At 71.3% G+C, this 20,061-nt stretch carries 17 protein-coding genes and 2 tRNA genes; 13 read left to right on the top strand and 6 right to left on the bottom strand.

The annotated features are described in order from the left end of the window. Window positions 1–5 precede the first annotated feature (5 nt). The 5 genes from infB (at window position 6) to pnp (ending at window position 7,363) form a co-directional block, all read left to right on the top strand. Window positions 6–2,735, top strand: coding sequence for a translation initiation factor IF-2 (gene infB, locus ACFSOX_RS17675; RefSeq protein WP_378479135.1), 2,730 nt, complete (start codon window positions 6–8; stop codon window positions 2,733–2,735). 178 nt (window positions 2,736–2,913) lie between these two features. Continuing rightward, complete coding sequence (rbfA, locus tag ACFSOX_RS17680) at window positions 2,914–3,345, top strand: 30S ribosome-binding factor RbfA (protein ID WP_378479136.1); 432 nt, start codon at window positions 2,914–2,916, stop codon at window positions 3,343–3,345. Further along, window positions 3,342–4,460 (top strand): tRNA pseudouridine(55) synthase TruB, encoded by a 1,119-nt coding sequence (truB, locus tag ACFSOX_RS17685; protein ID WP_378479137.1) that lies wholly within the window; start codon window positions 3,342–3,344, stop codon window positions 4,458–4,460. The genes rbfA and truB overlap by 4 nt, the downstream gene beginning before the upstream one ends. Before the next feature lie 4 nt (window positions 4,461–4,464). Next, complete coding sequence (gene rpsO, locus ACFSOX_RS17690) at window positions 4,465–4,734, top strand: 30S ribosomal protein S15 (RefSeq protein ID WP_378479138.1); 270 nt, start codon at window positions 4,465–4,467, stop codon at window positions 4,732–4,734. A gap of 466 nt (window positions 4,735–5,200) precedes the next feature. Then, window positions 5,201–7,363, top strand: a complete 2,163-nt coding sequence (gene pnp, locus ACFSOX_RS17695; RefSeq protein ID WP_378479139.1) for a polyribonucleotide nucleotidyltransferase — start codon at window positions 5,201–5,203, stop codon at window positions 7,361–7,363. 376 nt (window positions 7,364–7,739) lie between these two features. Here the strand turns inward: pnp and bluB are convergent, their stop codons facing one another. The 3 genes from bluB to ACFSOX_RS17710 form a co-directional block, all read right to left on the bottom strand. Continuing rightward, entirely contained in the window at window positions 7,740–8,444 is a 705-nt protein-coding gene (bluB, locus tag ACFSOX_RS17700; RefSeq protein WP_378479140.1) for a 5,6-dimethylbenzimidazole synthase, read from the bottom strand. 133 nt (window positions 8,445–8,577) lie between these two features. Next, window positions 8,578–9,006 carry a hypothetical protein gene (locus ACFSOX_RS17705; protein ID WP_378479141.1) on the bottom strand — a complete coding sequence of 143 codons (429 nt, stop codon included), beginning with the start codon at window positions 9,004–9,006 and terminating at the stop codon, window positions 8,578–8,580. A gap of 161 nt (window positions 9,007–9,167) precedes the next feature. Continuing rightward, a complete protein-coding gene (locus ACFSOX_RS17710) occupies window positions 9,168–9,521 on the bottom strand; it encodes a DUF952 domain-containing protein (protein ID WP_378479142.1) in 354 nt (117 codons plus the stop codon). Between the two features lie 217 nt (window positions 9,522–9,738). Here ACFSOX_RS17710 and ACFSOX_RS17715 point away from each other — a divergent pair, with 217 nt between their 5' ends. Beyond that, window positions 9,739–10,911 (top strand): diacylglycerol/lipid kinase family protein, encoded by a 1,173-nt coding sequence (locus tag ACFSOX_RS17715; RefSeq protein ID WP_378479143.1) that lies wholly within the window; start codon window positions 9,739–9,741, stop codon window positions 10,909–10,911. 59 nt (window positions 10,912–10,970) lie between these two features. After that, a tRNA-Phe gene (locus ACFSOX_RS17720) sits at window positions 10,971–11,046 on the top strand. 274 nt (window positions 11,047–11,320) lie between these two features. Here ACFSOX_RS17720 and ACFSOX_RS17725 read toward each other — a convergent pair. Further along, window positions 11,321–11,397 (bottom strand) — tRNA-His (locus ACFSOX_RS17725). Window positions 11,398–11,539: 142 nt separating this feature from the next. Further along, complete coding sequence (locus ACFSOX_RS17730) at window positions 11,540–12,265, bottom strand: AAA family ATPase (protein ID WP_378479144.1); 726 nt, start codon at window positions 12,263–12,265, stop codon at window positions 11,540–11,542. Window positions 12,266–12,953: 688 nt separating this feature from the next. On the opposite strand from ACFSOX_RS17730, the gene ACFSOX_RS17735 reads away from it, so the two are divergent. The 6 genes from ACFSOX_RS17735 to ACFSOX_RS17760 all read left to right on the top strand — a co-directional run bounded on the left by ACFSOX_RS17735 (window position 12,954) and on the right by ACFSOX_RS17760 (window position 19,085). Then, window positions 12,954–15,827 (top strand): monovalent cation/H+ antiporter subunit A, encoded by a 2,874-nt coding sequence (locus ACFSOX_RS17735; RefSeq protein ID WP_465270126.1) that lies wholly within the window; start codon window positions 12,954–12,956, stop codon window positions 15,825–15,827. Then, on the top strand, window positions 15,828–16,193 hold the full coding sequence (locus tag ACFSOX_RS17740; RefSeq protein WP_378479146.1) for a Na+/H+ antiporter subunit C: 366 nt from the start codon (window positions 15,828–15,830) through the stop codon (window positions 16,191–16,193). Between the two features lie 106 nt (window positions 16,194–16,299). Beyond that, the gene (locus ACFSOX_RS17745; RefSeq protein WP_378479147.1) at window positions 16,300–17,898 is read left to right on the top strand and encodes a monovalent cation/H+ antiporter subunit D; all 1,599 of its coding nucleotides are present in this window, start codon (window positions 16,300–16,302) and stop codon (window positions 17,896–17,898) included. After that, window positions 17,895–18,401, top strand: coding sequence for a Na+/H+ antiporter subunit E (locus ACFSOX_RS17750; RefSeq protein WP_378479148.1), 507 nt, complete (start codon window positions 17,895–17,897; stop codon window positions 18,399–18,401). The genes ACFSOX_RS17745 and ACFSOX_RS17750 overlap by 4 nt, the downstream gene beginning before the upstream one ends. 5 nt (window positions 18,402–18,406) lie before the next feature. Then, window positions 18,407–18,676 (top strand): K+/H+ antiporter subunit F, encoded by a 270-nt coding sequence (locus tag ACFSOX_RS17755; protein ID WP_378479174.1) that lies wholly within the window; start codon window positions 18,407–18,409, stop codon window positions 18,674–18,676. 4 nt (window positions 18,677–18,680) lie between these two features. Next, window positions 18,681–19,085, top strand: a complete 405-nt coding sequence (locus ACFSOX_RS17760) for a Na+/H+ antiporter subunit G (protein WP_378479149.1) — start codon at window positions 18,681–18,683, stop codon at window positions 19,083–19,085. On the opposite strand, the gene ACFSOX_RS17765 is transcribed toward ACFSOX_RS17760, so the two are convergent. Next, window positions 19,086–19,940, bottom strand: coding sequence for an ABC transporter substrate-binding protein (locus tag ACFSOX_RS17765; RefSeq protein ID WP_378479150.1), 855 nt, complete (start codon window positions 19,938–19,940; stop codon window positions 19,086–19,088). It abuts the gene before it with no gap. Window positions 19,941–20,061 lie beyond the last annotated feature (121 nt).

A 20,061-nucleotide genomic window follows, 5' to 3' on the forward strand; every position in this document is an offset into this window, starting at 1 on the left:
TCGTAATGACTGATACCAAGAATCCTGGCGAGAAGACGTTGTCGGTCGCACAGCCGAAGACCCTGACGCTGAAGCGTCCCGGGGTCGAGCAGGGCGTGGTGCGCCAGAGCTTCAGCCACGGCCGCACCAAGGCGGTCGTCGTGGAGAAGGTGAAGCGCCGCCACGGTCCCGAGGGCAAGTCCGAGCCGACCTCGCCACCGCCGCAGCAGAGCAGCGCCCCGCGCCCGCAGCCGCCGCGCCCGCAGGGCGGCGGCACCGGCGGCGCGCCGCGGCCGCAGCAGGGCGGCGCCGGATCGCGCCCGCAAGGCGGCGCCGGTCCCCGTCCGCAGGGCGGCGGCTCGCGCTCGTCCGGCGTGGTGCTGCGCACCCTGACCGAGGAGGAGCGCTCCGCCCGCGCCCTGGCGCTCGCCGACGCCCGCGTCCGCGAGGCCGAGGAGCGCAAGATCGCCGAGGAGGAGGCCCGCCGCCGCAAGGAGCGCGAGCGCGCCGAGGGCGCCGAGCGCGAGGCCGCCGAGGCGCGCAAGCGCGAGGAGGACGAGCGCCGCCGCATCGAGGACGAGGCCAAGCGCAAGGCCGAGCAGGAGGCCAAGAAGCGGTTCGGCGACGACGAGCCCGCCAAGGCGGCGCCCGCCACGACGGCGTCGCCGCAGGCGCGGCCCGCGCCGGCGCGCCCGGCCGGCCGGCCGGCCGGCGGGGCGGCCCCGGGCACGACCCCGGTCAACGCCCGGACCGCCGTGCAGGAGCCCGACGAGGACGAGCGCCGCCCGGTGCGCCGCTCGGGCGCCGGCCCGGCCCGTCCGGCTCCGGCCCCCAAGCCGGCCAGCACCAAGGCCGGCCCCCAGAAGAATCGCGGCCGTCTGACCGTGGTCACGGCGCTCGACGCCGGCGAGGAACGCGAGCGCTCGGTCGCGGCGTTCCGGCGCCGCGTGCAGCGCCTGAAGGGCCACGCGTCGAACGAGCCGAAGGAGAAGCTCGTGCGCGAGGTGACGATCCCGGAGGCGATCACCATCCAGGAGCTCGCCAACCGCATGGCCGAGCGCGCCGTCGACGTGATCAAGCTGCTGATGAAGCAGGGCCAGATGGCCAAGATCACCGACACGATCGACGCCGACACGGCCCAGCTGATCGCCGAGGAGCTCGGCCACACGGTCAAGCGCGTCTCGGAAGCCGACGTCGAGGAGGGCCTGTTCGACGTCGCCGACGCCGCCGAGGATCTGGTGCCGCGGCCGCCGGTCGTGACCATCATGGGCCATGTCGACCACGGCAAGACGTCGCTGCTCGACGCCATCCGCCACGCCAACGTGGTGGCCGGCGAGGCGGGCGGCATCACCCAGCACATCGGCGCCTACCAGGTGACGGCGCCGTCCGGCGCCAAGATCACCTTCATCGACACGCCCGGCCACGCCGCCTTCACGGCGATGCGCGCCCGCGGCGCCAAGGTGACGGACGTCGTCGTGCTGGTGGTCGCGGCCGACGACGGCGTGATGCCGCAGACCGTCGAGGCGATCCAGCACGCCAAGGCCGCCAAGGTTCCGCTGATCGTCGCCATCAACAAGATCGACAAGCCCGACGCCAAGCCGGAGCGGGTCCGCACCGAGCTCCTCCAGCACGAGGTGCAGGTCGAGACCTTCGGCGGCGAGACCCTCGAGGTCGAGGTGTCGGCCAAGCAGAAGACCAATCTCGACAAGCTGCTCGACATCATCGGGCTGCAGTCGGAAATCCTCGAGCTGAAGGCCAATCCGGACCGCCCGGCCGAAGGCACCGTGATCGAGGCCAAGCTCGACCGCGGCCGCGGCCCGGTGGCGACCGTGCTGGTCCAGCGCGGCACCCTCAAGGTCGGCGACATCGTCGTCGCCGGCGCCGAATGGGGCCGGGTGCGCGCGCTCGTCTCCGACACCGGCAAGCCGATCGACACGGCCGGCCCGTCGGTTCCGGTCGAGGTGCTCGGCTTCAACGGCACGCCGGAGGCGGGCGACCGCCTCGCCGTCGTCGAGAACGAGAGCCGCGCCCGCGAGGTGACCGACTACCGGGCGCGTCAGAAGCGCGAGAAGCAGGCGGCCCGCGCGAGCGGCATGCGCGGCTCGCTCGAGCAGATGATGAGCCAGCTCAAGACCTCGGGCCAGAAGGAATTCCCGCTGGTCATCAAGGGCGACGTGCAGGGCTCGATCGAGGCGATCGTCGGCGCGCTGGAGAAGCTCGGCACCGACGAGGTGGCGGCCCGCGTGCTCTTGTCGGGCGTCGGCGGCATCACCGAGTCCGACGTGACGCTCGCCGAGGCCTCGAACGCCGCGATCATCGGCTTCAACGTGCGCGCCCACAAGGAGGCGCGCGAGGCGGCCGAGCGGCTCGGCATCGAGATCCGCTACTACAACATCATCTACGACCTCGTGGACGACGTGAAGAAGGCCATGTCCGGCCTGCTGGCGCCGACCACGCGCGAGACGATGCTGGGCAACGCCTCGATCCTGCAGGTCTTCAACATCACCAAGGTCGGCAAGGTGGCCGGCTGCCGGGTCACCGACGGCGTCGTCCAGCGCGGCGCCAATGTCCGCCTGATCCGCGACAACGTGGTGATCCACGAAGGCAAGCTCGGCCAGCTCAAGCACCTCAAGGACGACGTCCGCGAGGTCACGTCCGGCCACGAATGCGGCATGTCGTTCGAGAACTACCAGGACATCCGGGTCGGCGACGTGATCGAGTGCTACCGGCTCGAGACGGTGCAGCGCTCGCTGTAGGTGATTTCATCGAGGATCGGGCGTGCCCGGCATTGTCCGCCGGGCACGCGTTTCCGTATCGCAGCGTCGTGGACGACACCCTCGCCTCCCCTCCTCCGGTATGGGACGGACGGAGACCGGGGGCGCCGCGACGCACAGCCGGCGCAGGTTCGATTCCCGCGCCACCGGCAAGAAGACCATGGCCAAGCATCATCACACCCGTGACCAGGGCGCCGGCCCGTCGCAGCGCGCGTTGCGCGCCGGCGAGCTGATTCGGCACGCCGTCGCCGAGATTCTCCAGCGCGGCGACGTGCACGACCCGGTGCTCGAGACGCATCTGATCACCGTGCCCGAGGTGCGCATGTCGCCCGACCTGCGCCTCGCCACCATCTACGTCATGCCGCTCGGCGGCAGCGACGAGAAGCCGGTGCTCGAGGCGCTGGAGCGCAACAGGAAATACCTGCGCGGCGAGATCGCCCACCGGGTGAACCTCAAATTCGCGCCGGACATCCGCTTCCGCATCGACGACCGCTTCGCCGAGGCCGCCCGCATCGACGGCCTGCTGCGCTCGCCTGCCGTGAAGCGCGATCTGGACGGCGCCGACCAGGACAACAAGAGCGACGACGAATGACGCCCGACATCGCCGAAGACGACATCCCGCCCGCAGGGGCGGCCGCCCTCGCGCCCGACGCCCGCCCGGTCTCCGACGCCGGCCGGACCGACGCCGCGCCGCAGGGTCATGCCGCCCCGCAGGGCGAGGAGCGGCCGCGCCGCGAGCGCGGGCCGCAGAAGAAGCGCGACAAGCGCGACGTCCACGGCTGGCTCGTCCTCGACAAGCCGGTCGGCATGACCTCGACGCATGCCGTGTCGATCGCCAAGCGGCTGTTCTCGGCCAAGCGCGCCGGCCACGCCGGCACGCTCGACCCGCTCGCCTCGGGCTGCCTGCCGATCGCGCTCGGCGAGGCGACCAAGACGGTCATGTTCGTGATGGACGGCCGCAAGCGCTACGAGTTCACGGTGCGCTGGGGCGAGGAGCGCGACACCGACGACGCCGAGGGCCGGGTGGTGGCCGAGAGCGCCGACCGCCCGACCGTCGAGGCGATCCGGGCCGTGCTGCCGCGGTTCACCGGCACGATCGAGCAGGTGCCGCCGCGCTACTCGGCGATCAAGATCGAGGGCGAGCGCGCCTACGACATCGCCCGCGACGGCGAGACCGTCGAGCTCAAGGCGCGGCCGGTCGAGATCCACACGCTGGAGCTGATCGATACGCCGGACACCGACCATGCCGTGTTCGCGGCCGAGTGCGGCAAGGGCACCTATGTGCGAGCGATCGCCCGCGACATGGGCCGCCTGCTCGGCTGCCGCGGCCACGTCTCGGCGCTGCGCCGCACCGCCGTCGGCCCGTTCGCCCGCGAGGACATGATTCCTCTGGCGGAACTGCAGGCGGTGTGCGATAGAGCCGCGGTTGGCGAGGGAAGCCTCGCCGACACCCTTCTGCCTGTCTCGACCGCGCTGGACGACATCCCGGCGCTGGCCGTCAGTCGGGCGGACGCGGCCAGGCTCCAAAGGGGCCAGGCCGTTCTGGTGCGCGGGCGGGACGCCCCCATCGTCCACGGCATCGTGTCCGTGACCGTCTCGGGCCAGCTCCTGGCCCTCGCCGACATGGACCGTGGCGAGATCGTCCCCAAGCGCGTGTTCAACCTCGCCGGCCTGCATGGCAGAGCCGGCCGAAAGCAAGGTGTTTGACCCGATGTCGATCACGACCGCCCGCAAGGCCGAACTGATCACCGCCCACGGAATCAAGGCCGGCGACACCGGCTCGCCCGAGGTCCAGATCGCGATCCTCTCCGAGCGCATCGCCAACCTGACCGAGCACTTCAAGACCCACACCAAGGACAACCACTCCCGGCGTGGCCTCCTGAAGCTCGTGTCGCAGCGCCGCCAGCTCCTCGACTATCTCAAGCGGACCGAAGAGAGCCGCTACAAGGCGATCATCGAGAAGCTCGGCATCCGTCGCTGAGCGGGTTTTCTCGCGGGCCGATCCCGCCGGCGGACGAGAGCCGCCGATCCGGGACGAGTCCGCCGGCGGGCCGTGCCCGCCCGACGACACGGTGCGGCGCTGGCCGCCGCGCCGACACCGCCCCGGTCCCGGCACGCGGGACATGGCGGGCGGAAGGCGACCGAAAGGTCCGGAGCGCAGCGAATTCGGTCGGAGTGGCGCTCCGGCGGCGGGACCGAACGGTCCGGGACCACTGGTTCGGAAGCGAGCCGGTTCGGCCCCCCGACAGGTCCGAGACGCCGTGCCGAATGCGGCGGCCCGTCGCCGCCGACCGAGCCGGGCGAGGCCGCCCGGCGAACGCTGGAGATCGCCATGGCAGGATCGCCGGACGCTGTCGCGGGTCGCGCCTTCGGGCGCGCGCGGCAGCCTCTCGCCGTCTTGCTCATGGCTGTCCGAGGCATCCCCCAAACCATGAGAGAAGACCAAGATGTTCGACAAGCATAGCGTGGAGATCGACTGGGCCGGCCGCAAGCTCGTGCTGGAGACCGGCCGGATCGCCCGTCAGGCGGACGGCGCCGTCCTCGCCACTTACGGCGAGACCACGGTGCTGGCCACCGTGGTGGCCGAGAAGACGCCGCGCCCCGGCATCGACTTCATGCCGCTGACCGTGAACTACCAGGAGAAGACCTACGCGGCGGGCCGCATCCCTGGCGGCTTCTTCAAGCGCGAGGGCCGGCCGACCGAGAAGGAGACGCTCACCTCGCGGCTGATCGATCGTCCGATCCGGCCGCTGTTCGCCGACGGCTGGCGCAACGACACCCAGGTGATCGTGACGACGATGTCGCACGACCTGGAGAACGATCCCGACATCGTCGCGATGGTGGCGGCCTCGGCCGCGCTGACCATCTCGGGCATCCCCTTCATGGGCCCGATCGGCGCCGCCCGCGTCAGCTTCATCAACGGCGAGTTCGTCCTCAATCCGCAGCTCGACGAGATGACCGAGAGCCAGCTCGACCTCGTCGTGGCCGGCACTCAGGACGCCGTGCTGATGGTCGAGTCCGAGGCCAAGGAGCTCCCCGAGGAGGTGATGCTCGGCGCCGTGATGTTCGGCCACCGGCACTTCCAGCCGGTCATCGAGGCGATCATCCGGCTCGCCGAGAAGGCCGCCAAGGAACCGCGCGACCTGGTCACGGAGGACAACTCCGAGATCGAGAAGGAGATGCTGGCGATCGTCGAGCAGGATCTCCGCGCGGCTTACGCGATCCCGCAGAAGCAGGAGCGCTACAAGGCCGTGGACGCCGCCAAGGCCAAGGTGAAGGCACACTTCTTCCCCGAGGGCGAGACGCCGCGCTACGACGAGCTGCGCGTCAAGGGCGTGTTCAAGGCGCTCGAGGCCAAGATCGTCCGCTGGAACATCCTCGACACCGGCCGCCGCATCGACGGCCGCGACGTGAAGACGGTGCGTCCGATCGAGGCCGAGGTCGGCGTGCTGCCGCGCACCCACGGCTCGGCGCTGTTCACTCGCGGCGAGACGCAGGCGCTCGTCGTCGCGACGCTCGGCACCGGTGAGGACGAGCAGTTCATCGATGCGCTGGAGGGAACCTACAAGGAAACCTTCATGCTGCACTACAACTTCCCGCCCTTCTCGGTGGGCGAGACGGGCCGCATCGGCTCGCCCGGCCGGCGCGAGATCGGCCACGGCAAGCTCGCCTGGCGCGCCATCCGGCCGATGCTGCCGCTCAAGCACGAGTTCCCCTACACGATCCGGGTCGTCTCGGAGATCACCGAGTCGAACGGCTCGTCCTCGATGGCGACCGTGTGCGGCACCTCGCTCGCGTTGATGGACGCCGGCGTGCCGCTGCGCGCGCCGACCGCCGGCATCGCCATGGGCCTGATCCTCGAGGGCGAGCGCTTCGCGGTGCTCACCGACATCCTCGGCGACGAGGACCATCTCGGCGACATGGACTTCAAGGTGGCCGGCACCGAGAAGGGCGTCACCTCGCTGCAGATGGACATCAAGATCGCCGGCATCACCGAGGAGATCATGCGGATCGCCCTCGCTCAGGCGAAGGACGGCCGGCTGCACATCCTCGGCGAGATGTCGAAGGCGCTCACCTCGGCCCGCGCCCAGCTCGGCGAGCACGCGCCGCGCATCGAGATGTTCTCGATTCCCGTCGACAAGATCCGCGAGGTGATCGGCTCGGGCGGCAAGGTGATCCGCGAGATCGTCGAGAAGACCGGCGCCAAGATCGACATCCAGGACGACGGCACCGTCAAGGTCGCCTCGGCCAACGGCGAATCGATCCGCGCCGCGATCAACTGGATCAAGTCGATCGCCTCGGAGCCCGAGGTCGGCCAGATCTACGAGGGCACGGTCGTCAAGGTGATGGACTTCGGCGCCTTCGTGAACTTCTTCGGCTCCAAGGACGGCCTCGTCCACATCAGCCAGCTCGCCTCGCGGCGCGTCCAGAAGGTCACCGAGGTCGTCAAGGAAGGCGACAAGGTGAAGGTGAAGCTCTTGGGCTTCGACGAGCGCGGCAAGGTCCGCCTGTCCATGCGGGTGGTCGACCAGGAGACCGGCGAGGATCTCGAGGCCAAGCAGAAGGCCGAGGGCCACAAGGACGAGCAGCCGCGCGAGGCCGGCGAGTAATCGCCACCGCTGCGTCGGTTCACCGACCCCGAGCATGCGACAGGGCGGCCCACGGGCCGCCCTGTTTCGTTATCAGCTGATGCGATCGTCGTTCTCGCGACCTGCGCCTCGCTTCACCTCTCCCCAGCGGGGAGAGGTCGGGGCTCGCGCGACGGCGCGAGCTCCGGGTGAGGGGGGACTGCCTTCTCGATGATCCAACCGGCGTCGGCACCCCCTCACCTCAGCCCTCTCTCCCCGCCGGGGAGAGGGAGCCGCGCCGCGGCGTCGGAGGAGGCCCGTACCACCGTCACCATGCGGCCGACCCGTGCGTCGGGGAATCTGTGCCCAGGCTGCCGCGACGGACGAGCCCGTGCGCCGGCGAGCGCCGCGGGCCGGCTTACCCCAGCGCGTCGAGCAAACTCTCGTCGCCACGGCGCTGGTGCCAGCCGTCGAACCAGACGAGGTCGCGCAGCGGCAGGCGAGGCAGCCAGCCGGCGGTCTCCAGCTCGGGCTTCGCGTAGAAATGCGAGACCTTGCCGATGCAGAGATAGGCCACAGGCTGGATGCGCGGCGGGATGCCGAGCGCGTTGCGCAGATCGTCGTAGCGCACGATCGACACCCAGCCGAGCCCGAGATTCTCGGCCCGTGCCGCGAGCCACAGGGTCTGCACGGCACACACGGCGCTGTAGAGGTCCATCTCGGGCTGATGGGTGCGGCCGATCACGACCGGGCCGGTGCGCTCGCGGTCGCAGGTGATGCACAGACCGACCGGCGCCTCGAGAATCCCTTCCAGCTTGAGCTTGCGATAGGTCGCGGCGCGGCCGCCGTCGAACATGTCGGCCGCCTCGTCGTGCGCGGTCGCGAAGGCGGCGTGGACCTTCTGCTTCACGGCGGGATCGCGGACCACGATGAAGTCCCACGGCTGCATGAAGCCGACCGACGGCGCGTGATGGGCGGCGTCGAGCAGGCGTGCCAGAACCTCGTCGGGAATCGGGTCGGGCAGGAACTGGCCGCGCACGTCGCGCCGCGTCGCGATGCAGCGATAGACGGCGTCGCGCTCCTCCTCGGAGAAGTCGGCGTTCTGCTGCACGGTCGCGTCCATGATGTCCTCGTCGAAACGCGCGCCGCCGTGTCCGGCCGCGGCGGCGGAACGAGCATCATAGCGTGATTTGCTCGCCCGACGACCCTCCCGGGACACGCAATCCGGCCCCGCCGAGACGACGCGCCGACGCGTGTCACTCGTGCGCGCGCACCGCGAGCGGCGTCGGATAGGGCTCGACGCGCAGCGATTCGTGGGCGAGCAGCCCGACCTTTTGACGCGGCGCCTGCTCCAGTTCCCCGGTCGCCGCCTTGCGCACCGCGTATTGCCAGGCGGTGAGCTCACCGCGGGCCTTCAGCGCCCGCGCCACCGTGCCGGCATCGCGGCCGCCCAGCGCATCGAGCTCGGCGTCGGAGAGACCGATGACGATCTCGTCCTTGACGGTGACGATCTTGAACAGCGTGGTCATGGACGTCTCCGGGAGCTTCGCCTGGGCGTGCAGCGTGCGAAGATCGGGCGTGCGAATCTCGGTCGCGCTCTGGGCCGCGGCCGGACCGGCCGTCACGGGCGCCGCGGCCGTGGCGGCGAGGCCGGCGACGAGGCGCCGGCGGACGATGTCGGGCATGGAATCTTCCCCACGGAACGAATGCGGCGCGGGCCGCGTGACCGGGCGTGTCGCCGGCGAGACGTGACAAGGCCGTCCCGGGTCTTCGTCGCGGCGCGTCGGCGGGAGGTTCAGGAGAACCGCCGCGCTCCTCGTCGCGACCCCTCGCGGGGCGGCGGCCGTCAGCCGAGCGCCGGGATACGGACGCCACCGTCCGGACCGGTGTCGAGCGGCACCACGGCCGTCACGGCACCGAGCGGCAGCGGTCCGTAGAGGTGCGGGAAGAGATCGCCGCCGCGCGACGGCTCGAAGCGCAGCGCCTGGCCGAGCGCCGCGGTGGCGACCGCGACCAGCACCAGGTCGTGCTGCCCCGAAAAATGCTTGCGGGCCGTCTCGGCGAGCTGGGCCGCGGTCGAGAAATGGATGAAGCCGTCGGCGAGATCGACCGGCGCCCCCTTGAACACGCCGCACGCCTCGGCCTCGCGCCACAGCGCCGCCGGGCAGATCTTGTACACGCTCGCGTCCACCGGGCTCATCGATTCTCCTCGTCTGCCGCCCCTGATAACGGCGCAACGTCCGGCACGCGAGCCCGGCCGCCGCGGGTCCGGGCTGCGGCCGACCGCCGCGCGGCCGGCGGCTGCACCGACGCGAACCAGGGCCGCGGTACCGCGTTGAGGCTCGGATGGGCTCTGCCGCCCGCGCCTGCGTCGCGCCGGTGCGCCGGGCCGAGACACCATCGTCACCGGAACCGTCATGCGCCGCATTCTCGTCCTGCTCAACGCCCGTGCCGGCACCGTCGTCGACTGCGGCGCCGAGACCGTGACGGCGGCGCTCGCCGCGCTCGGGGAGGGCGGGCGCGAGGTCGACGTCCATCTGGTCGCCCCCAAGGGGATGCCGGCCGCCATCGCCGAGGCCGCCCGCACGTCGCACGACGCCCTGGTGGTCGGCGGCGGTGACGGCAGCGTCAACCTCGCCGCCCGGGCGCTGGCCGGCACCGGCAAGGTTCTGGGCGTGCTGCCCTTCGGCACCATGAACCTGCTCGCCCGCGATCTCGGCATGCCGGCCGGCATCGACGCCGCCGTGGCGGCGCTGACGTCGGCGACACCCGCCGACATCGACCTCGCGACGCTCGACGGAAGGCCGTTCCACTCGCTCTCCGGCATCGGCTTCTTCAGCCAGATGGCACGCGCCCGCGAGGAAGCCCGCGGCCACTCGCTCGGGCGCTTCCTCGGAGTCGCATGGGCGGCCCTCAAGGCGCTGCGCCGCAGCGGCCGGTTCCGCTTCGAGGTGGCGCTCGACGGCCACCGCGAGATCGTCGACGCCCACGCCGTGCTGGTCACCAACAACCGCTTCGGTCCCGACTGGCGCCGCCCGCGGCTCGACGAGGGGCTTCTCGAGGTCCACATCGCCGAGGACGCCAGCACGCTCGGCCTCGCGCGCGCCGGCGCCGACCTGCTCACCGGCGGTTGGCGCGACAATCCCGGCATCCGCAGCGTCACGGCCCGCGAGGTGACGATCGCGCATGTCCGCCGCCGCGCCTGGACGGCGACCGACGGCGAACTCGTCCGCGCCGCGGTGCCGCTGCATTACGGCGTCGTGCCGCGCGCCCTGACGATCCTGAAGGCGCCGACCGAGAGGCCGCCGACCACGGCCGTGCGGGCCGACGCCGGGGCGGATACGGCCGGCGAAGCGGAGCCTGACGGCGGCGGGTGGCGGGACATGGAACGAGGGGTTTCGGCGCGGGCCGCCCGGCCGGCCCGAGCGGCCGACGCCGCGTCGTGCCGAGGCGCGATCGCCGGCACGGGACATCGACGGGCCTGGACGTCGACGTCGCACGCCGTCGCGGAGATTGCCGCCGAGGCTGCGAAAACCGCTGTCGCAATCCCGTCGCGGTCGGCTTGCCATCCGCCCGGTGAGCCTCTATAACCGCCCCCGCTCGCCGATGCCCCGGGGCCCTGCCCCGGCATCGTGCTTCTCGCGGGCACGCCCAGGTAGCTCAGTTGGTAGAGCACGTGACTGAAAATCACGGTGTCGGTGGTTCGATTCCGCCCCTGGGCACCACGTAAGCCTTCAAGAATCCGCTTCAGATCGAAATCCGCCCCGGGCGGATCGCGTTCGATTCTGCGCCGGTCTCCCGTCGGGGACGGCCGTGGGCAGGAACCGCTCGGCGGCGCGATGGCGTGCCGGATCGGGCGCACCCGTTCGAGCGCGCCCGGCCCTCTCGCGGGCGGCGCCGCGCGGCGAACCGTGGTCGTGCGCGGAGAGGAGAGCGCCACGTTCGCGACGCCACGCGGACCGACGCGCTCGCTGTCAAGGTCTGCATGTGGCGAGGAGGTGGTACAGCTGGGTGGACTCGAACCACCGACCTCCTGATCCACAGTCAGGCGCTCTAACCAACTGAGCTACAGCTGCACGGCCGTTCGCGGTGCGGCACCGGCGAGCGCGCGGAACCTAGGCGGAGACGGTTTTTTTTGCAAGCCGGACGAGGTGCCGTCCGGGTTTGCGCGATGGTCGCCCGGGACGGGCGCTCTTTCGATCGGCCGACCGGCGGCGCTCAGGCGGCGCGGCTGGCGACCGGAGCCAAGACACGCGGGTCGGGACCGCGCGGATCGGCGCCGCGCTCGGTCGCGCGGGCGTGGGCGAGGTTGACGGCATCGACCGAGCGGGAGATCGCCGTCCACAGGCCGACGATCTCGGCGGCCGCCGCCGAGGTCGGATCGACCTCCGGGGCCGAGGCGCCGGCGGCGAGCGACAGGGCGAAGCCGGCGCGCTGGGTGATCTGTCCGGACCACACCGGAATGCCGAGCTTGTCGAGGTGGTTGCGGGCATAGGCGACGACCGGCGACTCCTTGTCGTCGCGGCGCGCCGGCGCGGCGTTCATCACCACGGCATAAGGCTTGTTGCGGTCCTGCGCGGTCTTCACGGTCTCGCGCACCGCATGGAGATCGAACAGCCCGGGCCGGGCCGGGATCACCACCAGGGTCGAGGCGCGGATCGCCTCGGACACCACCACCCACATGGTCGGCGGGGTGTCGATGAAGACGAAGTCGTAGCCCTCCATCATGGCGACGGCCAGGAGGCCGTCGACCCCGCGGGCCGCGCTCTTGACGACCGGCTTGCCGTCCGGCCGCAGCGACTGCCAGAGCGTCAGCGAGCCCTGCGGGTCGGCGTCGATGAGCAGGCAGCGATGCCCGGCGAGGTGCGCCGTGGCCGCGAGGTGCGCGGTGAGCGTGCTCTTCCCTGCGCCGCCCTTGCGAGACGCAAAGGTAATGACGTTCATGGGGTTCTCCTCGGCTGCCTGGATCGAGCCTGAGGGGAACATGGTTAACAGCCGGTAAACGGCTGTGGGGTGTGGGTTTTTCAGGGGATTCGCACGGCGCGTCGAGCGATCGGTCGGCGGCCCCCGCGCCGGAGTCGCCACGGATTCGCCACGAATTCCAAATTCTTGCCGCAATCGCGAAAGGGCCTCTTAACACGTTTGGAGTAGCCGCTCGCGACGCCCGGCGGAGGCGGCGCGATTGTCCCGCGGGCGCTGGCGGTTACGCCGAATCACCGGGGTCGCGGCGGCCCGCGGGTCGCAGGGCGCCGTCGCCTGCCAGACGCCGCGGGTCGACGTCGCAGATCGGACGTCGCAGATCGGACGGCGCAGATCGGACGGCGCGCCCGGGATGCCGGACCCGTCCGGCGCCGTGCGGAGCCCCGGCCTGGAACCGGGATCGGGGGGCACCGGCGGCGACGGGGCGGAACGGCGACCCGCGGCGACACACGGCTCGGCTGCGACCGCTGCGCGTTTCTACGGACATCATGTCACAGCGATTCACCTTCGGATGGTTCATATACCCCGAAGGCGTGCTCCGGAGGATCATCGAGATGTCGGCCATGAGACTCGCGATCGCTCGACTCGCGACCCGCTCGTGGCGTCCCACGGCCGCGCGGCCGCATCCGAACCCGTGTCGCGCGGGGACGTGATGCGGCTGGCGCTGATCACGCTGCTTCCGCTGCTCGGTGCCGTTCTGCCGCCGCTCGTCGCCCGGGCCGGCCGCGACGCCTGCACGGCCGTGGCCGCCGGCGTGACGCTCGCCGCGCTCGCCGTGCTGGCGACCGCGGCCCCCGCCGTGATCGACGGCGACATCGTGCAGGCCGGCACCGCCTGGGTGCCGCGCCTCGGCCTGTCGTTCCGCTTCTTCCTGGACGGGCTCGGCCTGTTCTTCGCCGCCCTGATCCTCGGCATCGGCCTGCTGATCATCGTCTATGCCCGCGCCTATCTGGGGCGCGACGAGCCGGTCGGCCGCTTCCTCGCCTATCTGCTGCTGTTCCAGGGCGCGATGGTCGGCATCGTGATCAGCGACAACGTGCTGCTGCTGGTCGTGTTCTGGGAGCTGACCAGCCTCTCCTCGTTCCTGCTGATCGGCTGGTGGCATCGGACGCCGGAGGGCCGCCAGGGCGCCCGCATGGCGCTGGTCGTCACCGGCGGCGGCGGCCTGCTGCTGATGGCCGGCATGCTGCTGCTCGGCAAGGCGGCCGGCTCCTACGAACTCTCCGAGATTCTTCTGCGCGGCGAGGCGGTGAAGAGCTCGCCGCTCTACCTGCCGATCCTGCTCTTGGTGCTCGGCGGCGCCTTCACCAAGTCGGCGCAGTTTCCGTTCCACTTCTGGCTGCCGCATGCCATGGCGGCGCCGACGCCGGTGTCGGCTTATCTGCATTCCGCCACGATGGTGAAGGCCGGCGTCTTCCTGCTGGCGCGGCTGTGGCCGGTGCTCGCCGGCACCGAGGCGTGGTTCTATCTCGTCACCGCGACCGGGCTGATCACCATGCTGGTCGGCGCCTTCATCGCGTTGTTCAAGACCGACCTGAAGGCGATTCTCGCCTACTCGACCGTCAGCCATCTCGGGCTGATGACCATGCTGCTCGGCTTCGGCACACCGCTCGCCGCGCTCGCTTGCGTGTTCCACATCCTCAATCACGCGACCTTCAAGGCGGCGCTGTTCATGGGCGCCGGCATCGTCGACCACGAGACCGGCACGCGCGACATCCGTCAGCTCGGCGGGCTCGCGCGACTGATGCCGATCACGGCCGGGCTGGCGCTGGTCGCGACCGCCTCGATGGCCGGCCTGCCGCTGTTCAACGGCTTTCTCTCGAAGGAGATGATGCTGGAGGCGGCCTGGCACACGCCCTTCGCGGGCCTCGCCTGGCCGGTGCCGCTCGCCGCGACGATCGCGGCGCTGCTCTCGGTCGCCTACTCGGCGCGCTACGGCATCGGCGTGTTTCTCGGGCGGCCCCGCGCCGCGCTGTCGCATCCTCCGCACGATCCACCGGCCGGCATGTGGCTGCCGGTCGCCGTGCTGATCGTCCCCGTGATCGCCATCGGGATCGCGCCGCAGTCCGTCGCCGGCGGCATCGTGGCGCTCGTCGGTCAGGCGACCATCGGCGCGGCGGCGCTGCCCGACATCCATCTCGCGCTCTGGCACGGCGTCACGCCGGCCCTGGTGATGAGCCTCGTTGCCTTCGCGGGCGCCGTGCTGCTCTACGCGATGCTCGGACCGGTGAGCCGCCTGCACAAACGCCTCGCCCGGCCCGACGCCAAGGCGGCGTTCGACGCCGTGGTGGCGGCGACCGTGCTGGCCTGCCGCAAGGCGACGGCGAGGCTGCACACCGAGTCGCTGCCGCGCTATCTCGGCGTCATCACCGTCACGGTGCTCGCGGTCGGCGCGGTCGGCTATCTCGGCGGCACGCATGCGCCGGGCGCGCGGCCCGTGCTCGCGGCGTCGCTGCCGGCCGTGGTTGCCTTCGTGCTGCTCGCGGCGACGAGCCTCGCGGTGCCCGCCGTGCACGGCCGCCGCCTGCTCACTTTGGTGCTCACCAGCGTGGTCGGGCTCGTCGTCTCGCTCGCGTTCCTGCAGTTCTCGGCGCCCGACCTCGCCCTGACCCAGATCACCGTCGAGGTGGTGGCGACGATCCTGCTCCTGCTCGCCCTCGAGCTCCTTCCGAAGCGCACGCCGCGCGAGGCCGGCCGCGGGCGCCTCGTCCGCGACGGCGTGATCGCGGGCGCGGCCGGGCTGGGCGCCGCTGCCCTCGCCTTCGCCGTGATGACGCGCGACGGGACGACGATCTCGGACTATCACGTCGCCCAGGCGAAGCCCGGCGGCGGCGGCACCAACATCGTCAACGTGATTCTCGTCGACTTCCGCGGCTTCGACACGTTCGGCGAGATCATCGTGCTGTCGATCGCGGCACTCGCCATCGTGGCGCTGCTCGACACCGCCCTGAAGGGCGCCGCCGCGCGCCGGCTCGATACGCTGAAGCGCAGCGTCCAGGCGGCCGACGCGCACCCGACCGTGCTGGTCGTCGTCGCGCGCGCGCTGCTGCCGCTCGCCCTCACGGTCGGCGTCTACATTTTTTTGCGCGGGCACAATCTGCCGGGCGGAGGGTTCATCGCCGGCCTGGTCGTCGCCATCGCGCTGATCATGCAGTACATGGCCTCCGGCTTCGACTGGACGGCGTCGCGCCGCCGCTTCGACGGCCACGCGCTGATCGGCGCCGGCGTGCTGGTCGCCGGGCTGACCGGGCTCGGCGCGCTCGCCTTCGCGCGGCCGTTCCTCACCAGCTCCTACGGCTATTTCCACGTGCCGCTGATCGGCGAGATCGAGCTCGCCACCGCGATGCTGTTCGACACCGGCGTGTTCCTCGCCGTGGTCGGCACCGTGGTGCTGTCGCTCGCCCGCATCGCGCTGGTGCAGCGCCGGGCCGAGCGCGCGCCGCCCACGAAGGTGCCTGGTGCACCCGCGCCGAAGCGCGACGCTGCGCCGGCCGCGGCGGCCCCGCTCGCCGGAACGGAGGCCTGAATGGAGTTTCTCGTCGCCGCCTCGATCGGCATCCTCACCGCGGTCGGCGTCTATCTGTTGCTGCGGGCGCACAGCTTCCCGGTGATCATCGGCACCGTCTTCCTGTCCTATGCCGTGAATCTGTTCCTGTTCGCCATGGGCCGCCTGGTGATCGACAAGCCGCCCATCATCGACAAGGCCGCGACCGCCTACTCGGATCCGCTGCCGCAGGCGCTGGTGCTGACCGCGATCGTGATCTCGTTCGGCATGACGGCCCTGATCGTCGTGCTGGCGCTGCGCGGCTATCTGGAGACAGGCACCGACCGGGTCGACGGCGGTCGCGACGACGACGCTCCCGTCATCGACCGCGCCGGAGAGCGGCCGTGATGATGATCACGTCGAAGAGCCCCGCTCGCGATCACCTCACCTCTCCCCGCCGCGCGGGGAGAGGGAACCCCGGCCGCTCCGGCCCGACTCGCTTCGGAGCGCCGGCATGACCCCGCCCCTGCCCTCGCCTGCGATCGCCGCGATCGCGTTGCCGATCGTGCTGCCGGCGCTCGTCGCCGCCACGCTCGTGCTGTTCTTCCGCGGCCGCAGGTCCGTGCAGCGCGTCGTCTCGATCGGGGCGACGGCCGCCCTGCTCGCGATCGCCCTCGGCCTCTATGCGGTGGCCCGCGACGGCGCCGTCGCGCCCTATTATCTCGGCCACTGGCCGGCGCCGTTCGGCATCGTGCTGGTGCTCGACCGGCTCTCCGCCACCATGCTGGTGCTGACGGCGGGCCTCGGCCTCGCGGTCGCGCTCTATGCGCTCGGCGGCTGGGACATGCGCGGGCGGCACTTCCACGCACTCCTGCAGTTCCAGCTGATGGGACTGAACGGCGCCTTCCTGACCGGCGACGTGTTCAACCTGTTCGTCTTCTTCGAGGTGATGCTGATCGCCTCCTACGGCCTGATGCTGCACGGCGGCGGCGCGCGGCGTCTCACCGCCGGCCTCTCCTATGTCGCCGTCAATCTCACCGGCTCGACCCTGTTCCTGTTCGCGGTCGGTCTCATCTACGCCGTCACCGGCACGCTCAACCTGGCCGACCTCGCCGACAAGGTGGCGACGGTGGCGCCGGGCGACGTCGCGATCCTGCGCACCGGCGGCCTGCTGCTGCTCGTGGTGTTCGCCCTGAAGGCCGCGCTGGTGCCGCTGCACTGGTGGCTGCCCGGCGCCTACGGGGCCGCGCCCGGACCCGTGGCGGCGCTGTTCATGATCATGACCAAGGTCGGCGCCTATTCGCTCCTGCGCGTCTGCGTGCTGGTGTTCGGCGTCGAGGCGGGCGCGCTCGCCGATCTCGCGGCGCCCTTCGTGCTGCCGGCCGCCCTGGCGACGCTCGTGATCGGCGCCGCCGGCGTGCTGGCGAGCCGCACGCTCTCGGCGCTCGCCTGCTTCGCCGTCGTCTGGTCGATGGGCTCGCTGCTGGTCGCCCTCGGCCTGTTCGATCGCGGCGGCGTCGCGGCCGGGCTCTATTATCTCGTCCACTCGACGGTCGCGGGCGCCGCCCTGTTCCTGCTGGTCGACCTCCTCGCCCCGCTGCGCGGTCGCGCCGTGGACCGCATCTCCACGACCCCACCGCTGCCGTCGGCCGCGCTCCTCGCCGGCCTGTTCTTTGCCGCCGCGATCGCCGTCACCGGCATGCCGCCACTCTCCGGCTTCCTTGGCAAGCTCCTGATCCTCGACGCGACCGGCGCGGCGCCCGGCGCCACCGTCGTCTGGACCGTGCTGCTCGCCACCAGCCTTCTCGTGATCCTCGGCTTCGCCCGCGCCGGCAGCACCGTGTTCTGGAAGACGCGCCCCGCGCGACCCGGCGGCGACGCCGAACCCGAGACGCACCACGGCAGCGTAGTCGCGGTGACGCCGCCGCGCCTCGCCGTCGCGATCTGCGCGGTGCTGCTCGCCGCGACGGCGCTGCTGTCCGCGTTCGCCGGCCCGATCACGACGGAGCTCGACGCGACGACGGCGCAGCTCTTCGACACCGCGGCCTATCGTCGGGCCGTGCTCCCGGCCCGGACCGCCGCGACCGCAGCCGCCGGGGAGGTGACGCCGTGAGCACGCTCCTCACCAGAGAACGCCTGCTGCCGCACCCGATCCTCAGCGTCGTCGTCGCGATCGTCTGGGTCGGGCTCGCCAACGACATCTCGGTCGGAAACCTCGTGCTCGGTGTCGCGCTCGGCCTCGCGATTCCCGCCTGGACGGCGTGCTGGTGGCCGGCGCGGCCGAAGATCAAGCGTCCGCTCATCGTCGCGGCCTATGTCGGCGTCGTCGCCTGGGACATCGTCGTCTCCAACATCGAGGTGGCGCGGCTGATCCTGTTCCGCCGCGGCGCCTCGTTGCGCTCCGTTTTCGTTTCGGTGCCGCTCGACCTGACGACGCCCGAGGCGATCACGATGCTGGCCGGCACCATCACGATGACGCCCGGCACCGTCTCGGCGGACCTCTCCGCCGACGGCCGCAGCATCCTGGTGCACTGCCTGGACGCCGCCGACCCGGACGCCGTGGTGCGGCAGATCAAGAGCCGCTACGAGCGCCGCCTGAAGGAGATCTTCGAATGACCGGGATGATCGAGATCGCCTGCATGATCGCGCTCGCGGCGATCGCCGTCGCGGCGTTGCTCAATCTCTATCGCCTCGTCGTCGGCCCCGACGTTCTCGACCGCATCCTGGCGCTCGACACCATGGTGGTGAACGCCATCGCCCTGATCGTCGTGATGGGCGTGTGGTACGGCACGGCGATCTACTTCGAGGCGGCGCTCTTGTTCGCCATGGTCGGGTTTCTCACCACCGTGGCGTTCTGCAAGTATCTGCTGCGCGGCAACGTGATCGAGTGAGCCCATGATGGACCCGTCGCAGATCACCGCGTCGCAGATCACCGCGTCCGAGATCGCCGTCACCGCCCTGATCCTGGTCGGCACCGTGTTCCTGTTCGTCGGCTCGCTCGGTCTCGCGACGCTGCCCGACCTGATGCGCCGTCTGCATGCGCCGACCAAGGCGACGACGCTCGGCATCGGCGCGATGCTGGTCGCCTCGATGCTGTGGTTCGACCTGCGGCACGACGCGTTGTCGTTCCACGAGCTCCTGATCGCGCTGTTCCTGTTCATGACGGCGCCGGTCTCGGCCCACATGATCGCCAAGGCGCACATGCTGCGTGACCGGACGACCAGGGCGGTGCTCCCGCCGGCGCCCGACTCGGGCTGGGCGACGCTGATGCCGCCCGCCGCCGATCCTCGCGAAAGCTGATCAGGGCGCGACGCGCGTGACCTCGTCAGGCCGCCGCGCCAGCACGTCGGCGAGGCGGTCGAGCCCCTCGGCCAGCATCGGGCCGCCGCAGACCGTCAGCATCTCGGGGATGACGATGCGCTTCTCCGGCGGGTAGAGGCGCTGCAGCGCCGGGTGCAGCAGGAAGGCCTGGCCCTGGTCCTCCGCCATCGTCAGGGCGGATGCGACCAGCACGAGGTCCGGCTTCGCCGCGACGATCTGCTCGAGCGTCGCGAAGCCGCCGGTCGCGATGCCCATCTCGGATGCGGCGTTGACGAGACCGGCAGCGGCCAAGAGCGAGCTCGTGAGACTGTCGGCGCCGGGAATCCAGCCGCGGCGCGACACCGCGAGCACGCGCCGCCCTTTTCGCGTCGCGACCGCACGCAGCCGCGCCACCGCCGCGTCGATCGCCGCGATGCGCGCCTCCGCCCGCTCCGGATGGCCGACGATCGCGCCCATGCGGGCGATCTGCCGCTTCGCCTCGTCGATCGAGCGGACGACGTCGAAGTCGGCGACCCTCAGGCCGCGGCGTGCCAGCAGCTCGCGGGTCGCGCGGCGCTCGAAGCGGCCGGCGACGACGAGATCGGGCTTCAGCATCATCGCGTCCTCGGCCCCGCCCGACATCACCGGAAACCGCACCGCCTCGGCAGCCGCCCAGGAGAGCGTCGGATCACGCGCATAGGGGCTCAGGCCGGCGATCTGATCAGGATCGGCGAGGCTGAGCAGAAGCTGATCCGTGCAGAGATTGAGCGAGACGATTTTTTTCGGAGGATCGGACGTCGCGGAAGCGAACGTGAGGATGACGGCGACTGTCGCAGCGATTGCGCCGAGCAACATGCGCAAACAGCCGCGGAAACGCTGCAGGCCCCCCACCCCCGCCCCCTCCCCGCCACGAGCTTCGCTCGCGGGGGGAGGGGAGCCCGAGGCGCCTTGCCCGATGACCGTCGAGATGAATCGA

The sequence above is a fragment of the Rhodoplanes azumiensis genome (genome assembly GCF_042682915.1).
Lineage (GTDB): Bacteria > Pseudomonadota > Alphaproteobacteria > Rhizobiales > Xanthobacteraceae > Rhodoplanes > Rhodoplanes azumiensis.

Coding starts and splice junctions, on each gene's coding strand:
- ACFSOX_RS17710 (WP_378479142.1), bottom strand. CDS start 9,521: ATGAGCCCGGTGGACGCGAGCGTGTACAAGATCTGCCCGGCGGCGCTG.
- ACFSOX_RS17715 (WP_378479143.1), top strand. CDS start 9,739: ATGCGCCGCATTCTCGTCCTGCTCAACGCCCGTGCCGGCACCGTCGTC.
- ACFSOX_RS17740 (WP_378479146.1), top strand. CDS start 15,828: ATGGAGTTTCTCGTCGCCGCCTCGATCGGCATCCTCACCGCGGTCGGC.
- ACFSOX_RS17765 (WP_378479150.1), bottom strand. CDS start 19,940: ATGTTGCTCGGCGCAATCGCTGCGACAGTCGCCGTCATCCTCACGTTC.
- rbfA (WP_378479136.1), top strand. CDS start 2,914: ATGGCCAAGCATCATCACACCCGTGACCAGGGCGCCGGCCCGTCGCAG.
- truB (WP_378479137.1), top strand. CDS start 3,342: ATGACGCCCGACATCGCCGAAGACGACATCCCGCCCGCAGGGGCGGCC.
- pnp (WP_378479139.1), top strand. CDS start 5,201: ATGTTCGACAAGCATAGCGTGGAGATCGACTGGGCCGGCCGCAAGCTC.
- ACFSOX_RS17730 (WP_378479144.1), bottom strand. CDS start 12,265: ATGAACGTCATTACCTTTGCGTCTCGCAAGGGCGGCGCAGGGAAGAGC.
- ACFSOX_RS17705 (WP_378479141.1), bottom strand. CDS start 9,006: ATGCCCGACATCGTCCGCCGGCGCCTCGTCGCCGGCCTCGCCGCCACG.
- ACFSOX_RS17760 (WP_378479149.1), top strand. CDS start 18,681: ATGATGGACCCGTCGCAGATCACCGCGTCGCAGATCACCGCGTCCGAG.
- ACFSOX_RS17745 (WP_378479147.1), top strand. CDS start 16,300: ATGACCCCGCCCCTGCCCTCGCCTGCGATCGCCGCGATCGCGTTGCCG.
- bluB (WP_378479140.1), bottom strand. CDS start 8,444: ATGGACGCGACCGTGCAGCAGAACGCCGACTTCTCCGAGGAGGAGCGC.
- ACFSOX_RS17735 (WP_465270126.1), top strand. CDS start 12,954: ATGCGGCTGGCGCTGATCACGCTGCTTCCGCTGCTCGGTGCCGTTCTG.
- infB (WP_378479135.1), top strand. CDS start 6: ATGACTGATACCAAGAATCCTGGCGAGAAGACGTTGTCGGTCGCACAG.
- rpsO (WP_378479138.1), top strand. CDS start 4,465: ATGTCGATCACGACCGCCCGCAAGGCCGAACTGATCACCGCCCACGGA.
- ACFSOX_RS17755 (WP_378479174.1), top strand. CDS start 18,407: ATGATCGAGATCGCCTGCATGATCGCGCTCGCGGCGATCGCCGTCGCG.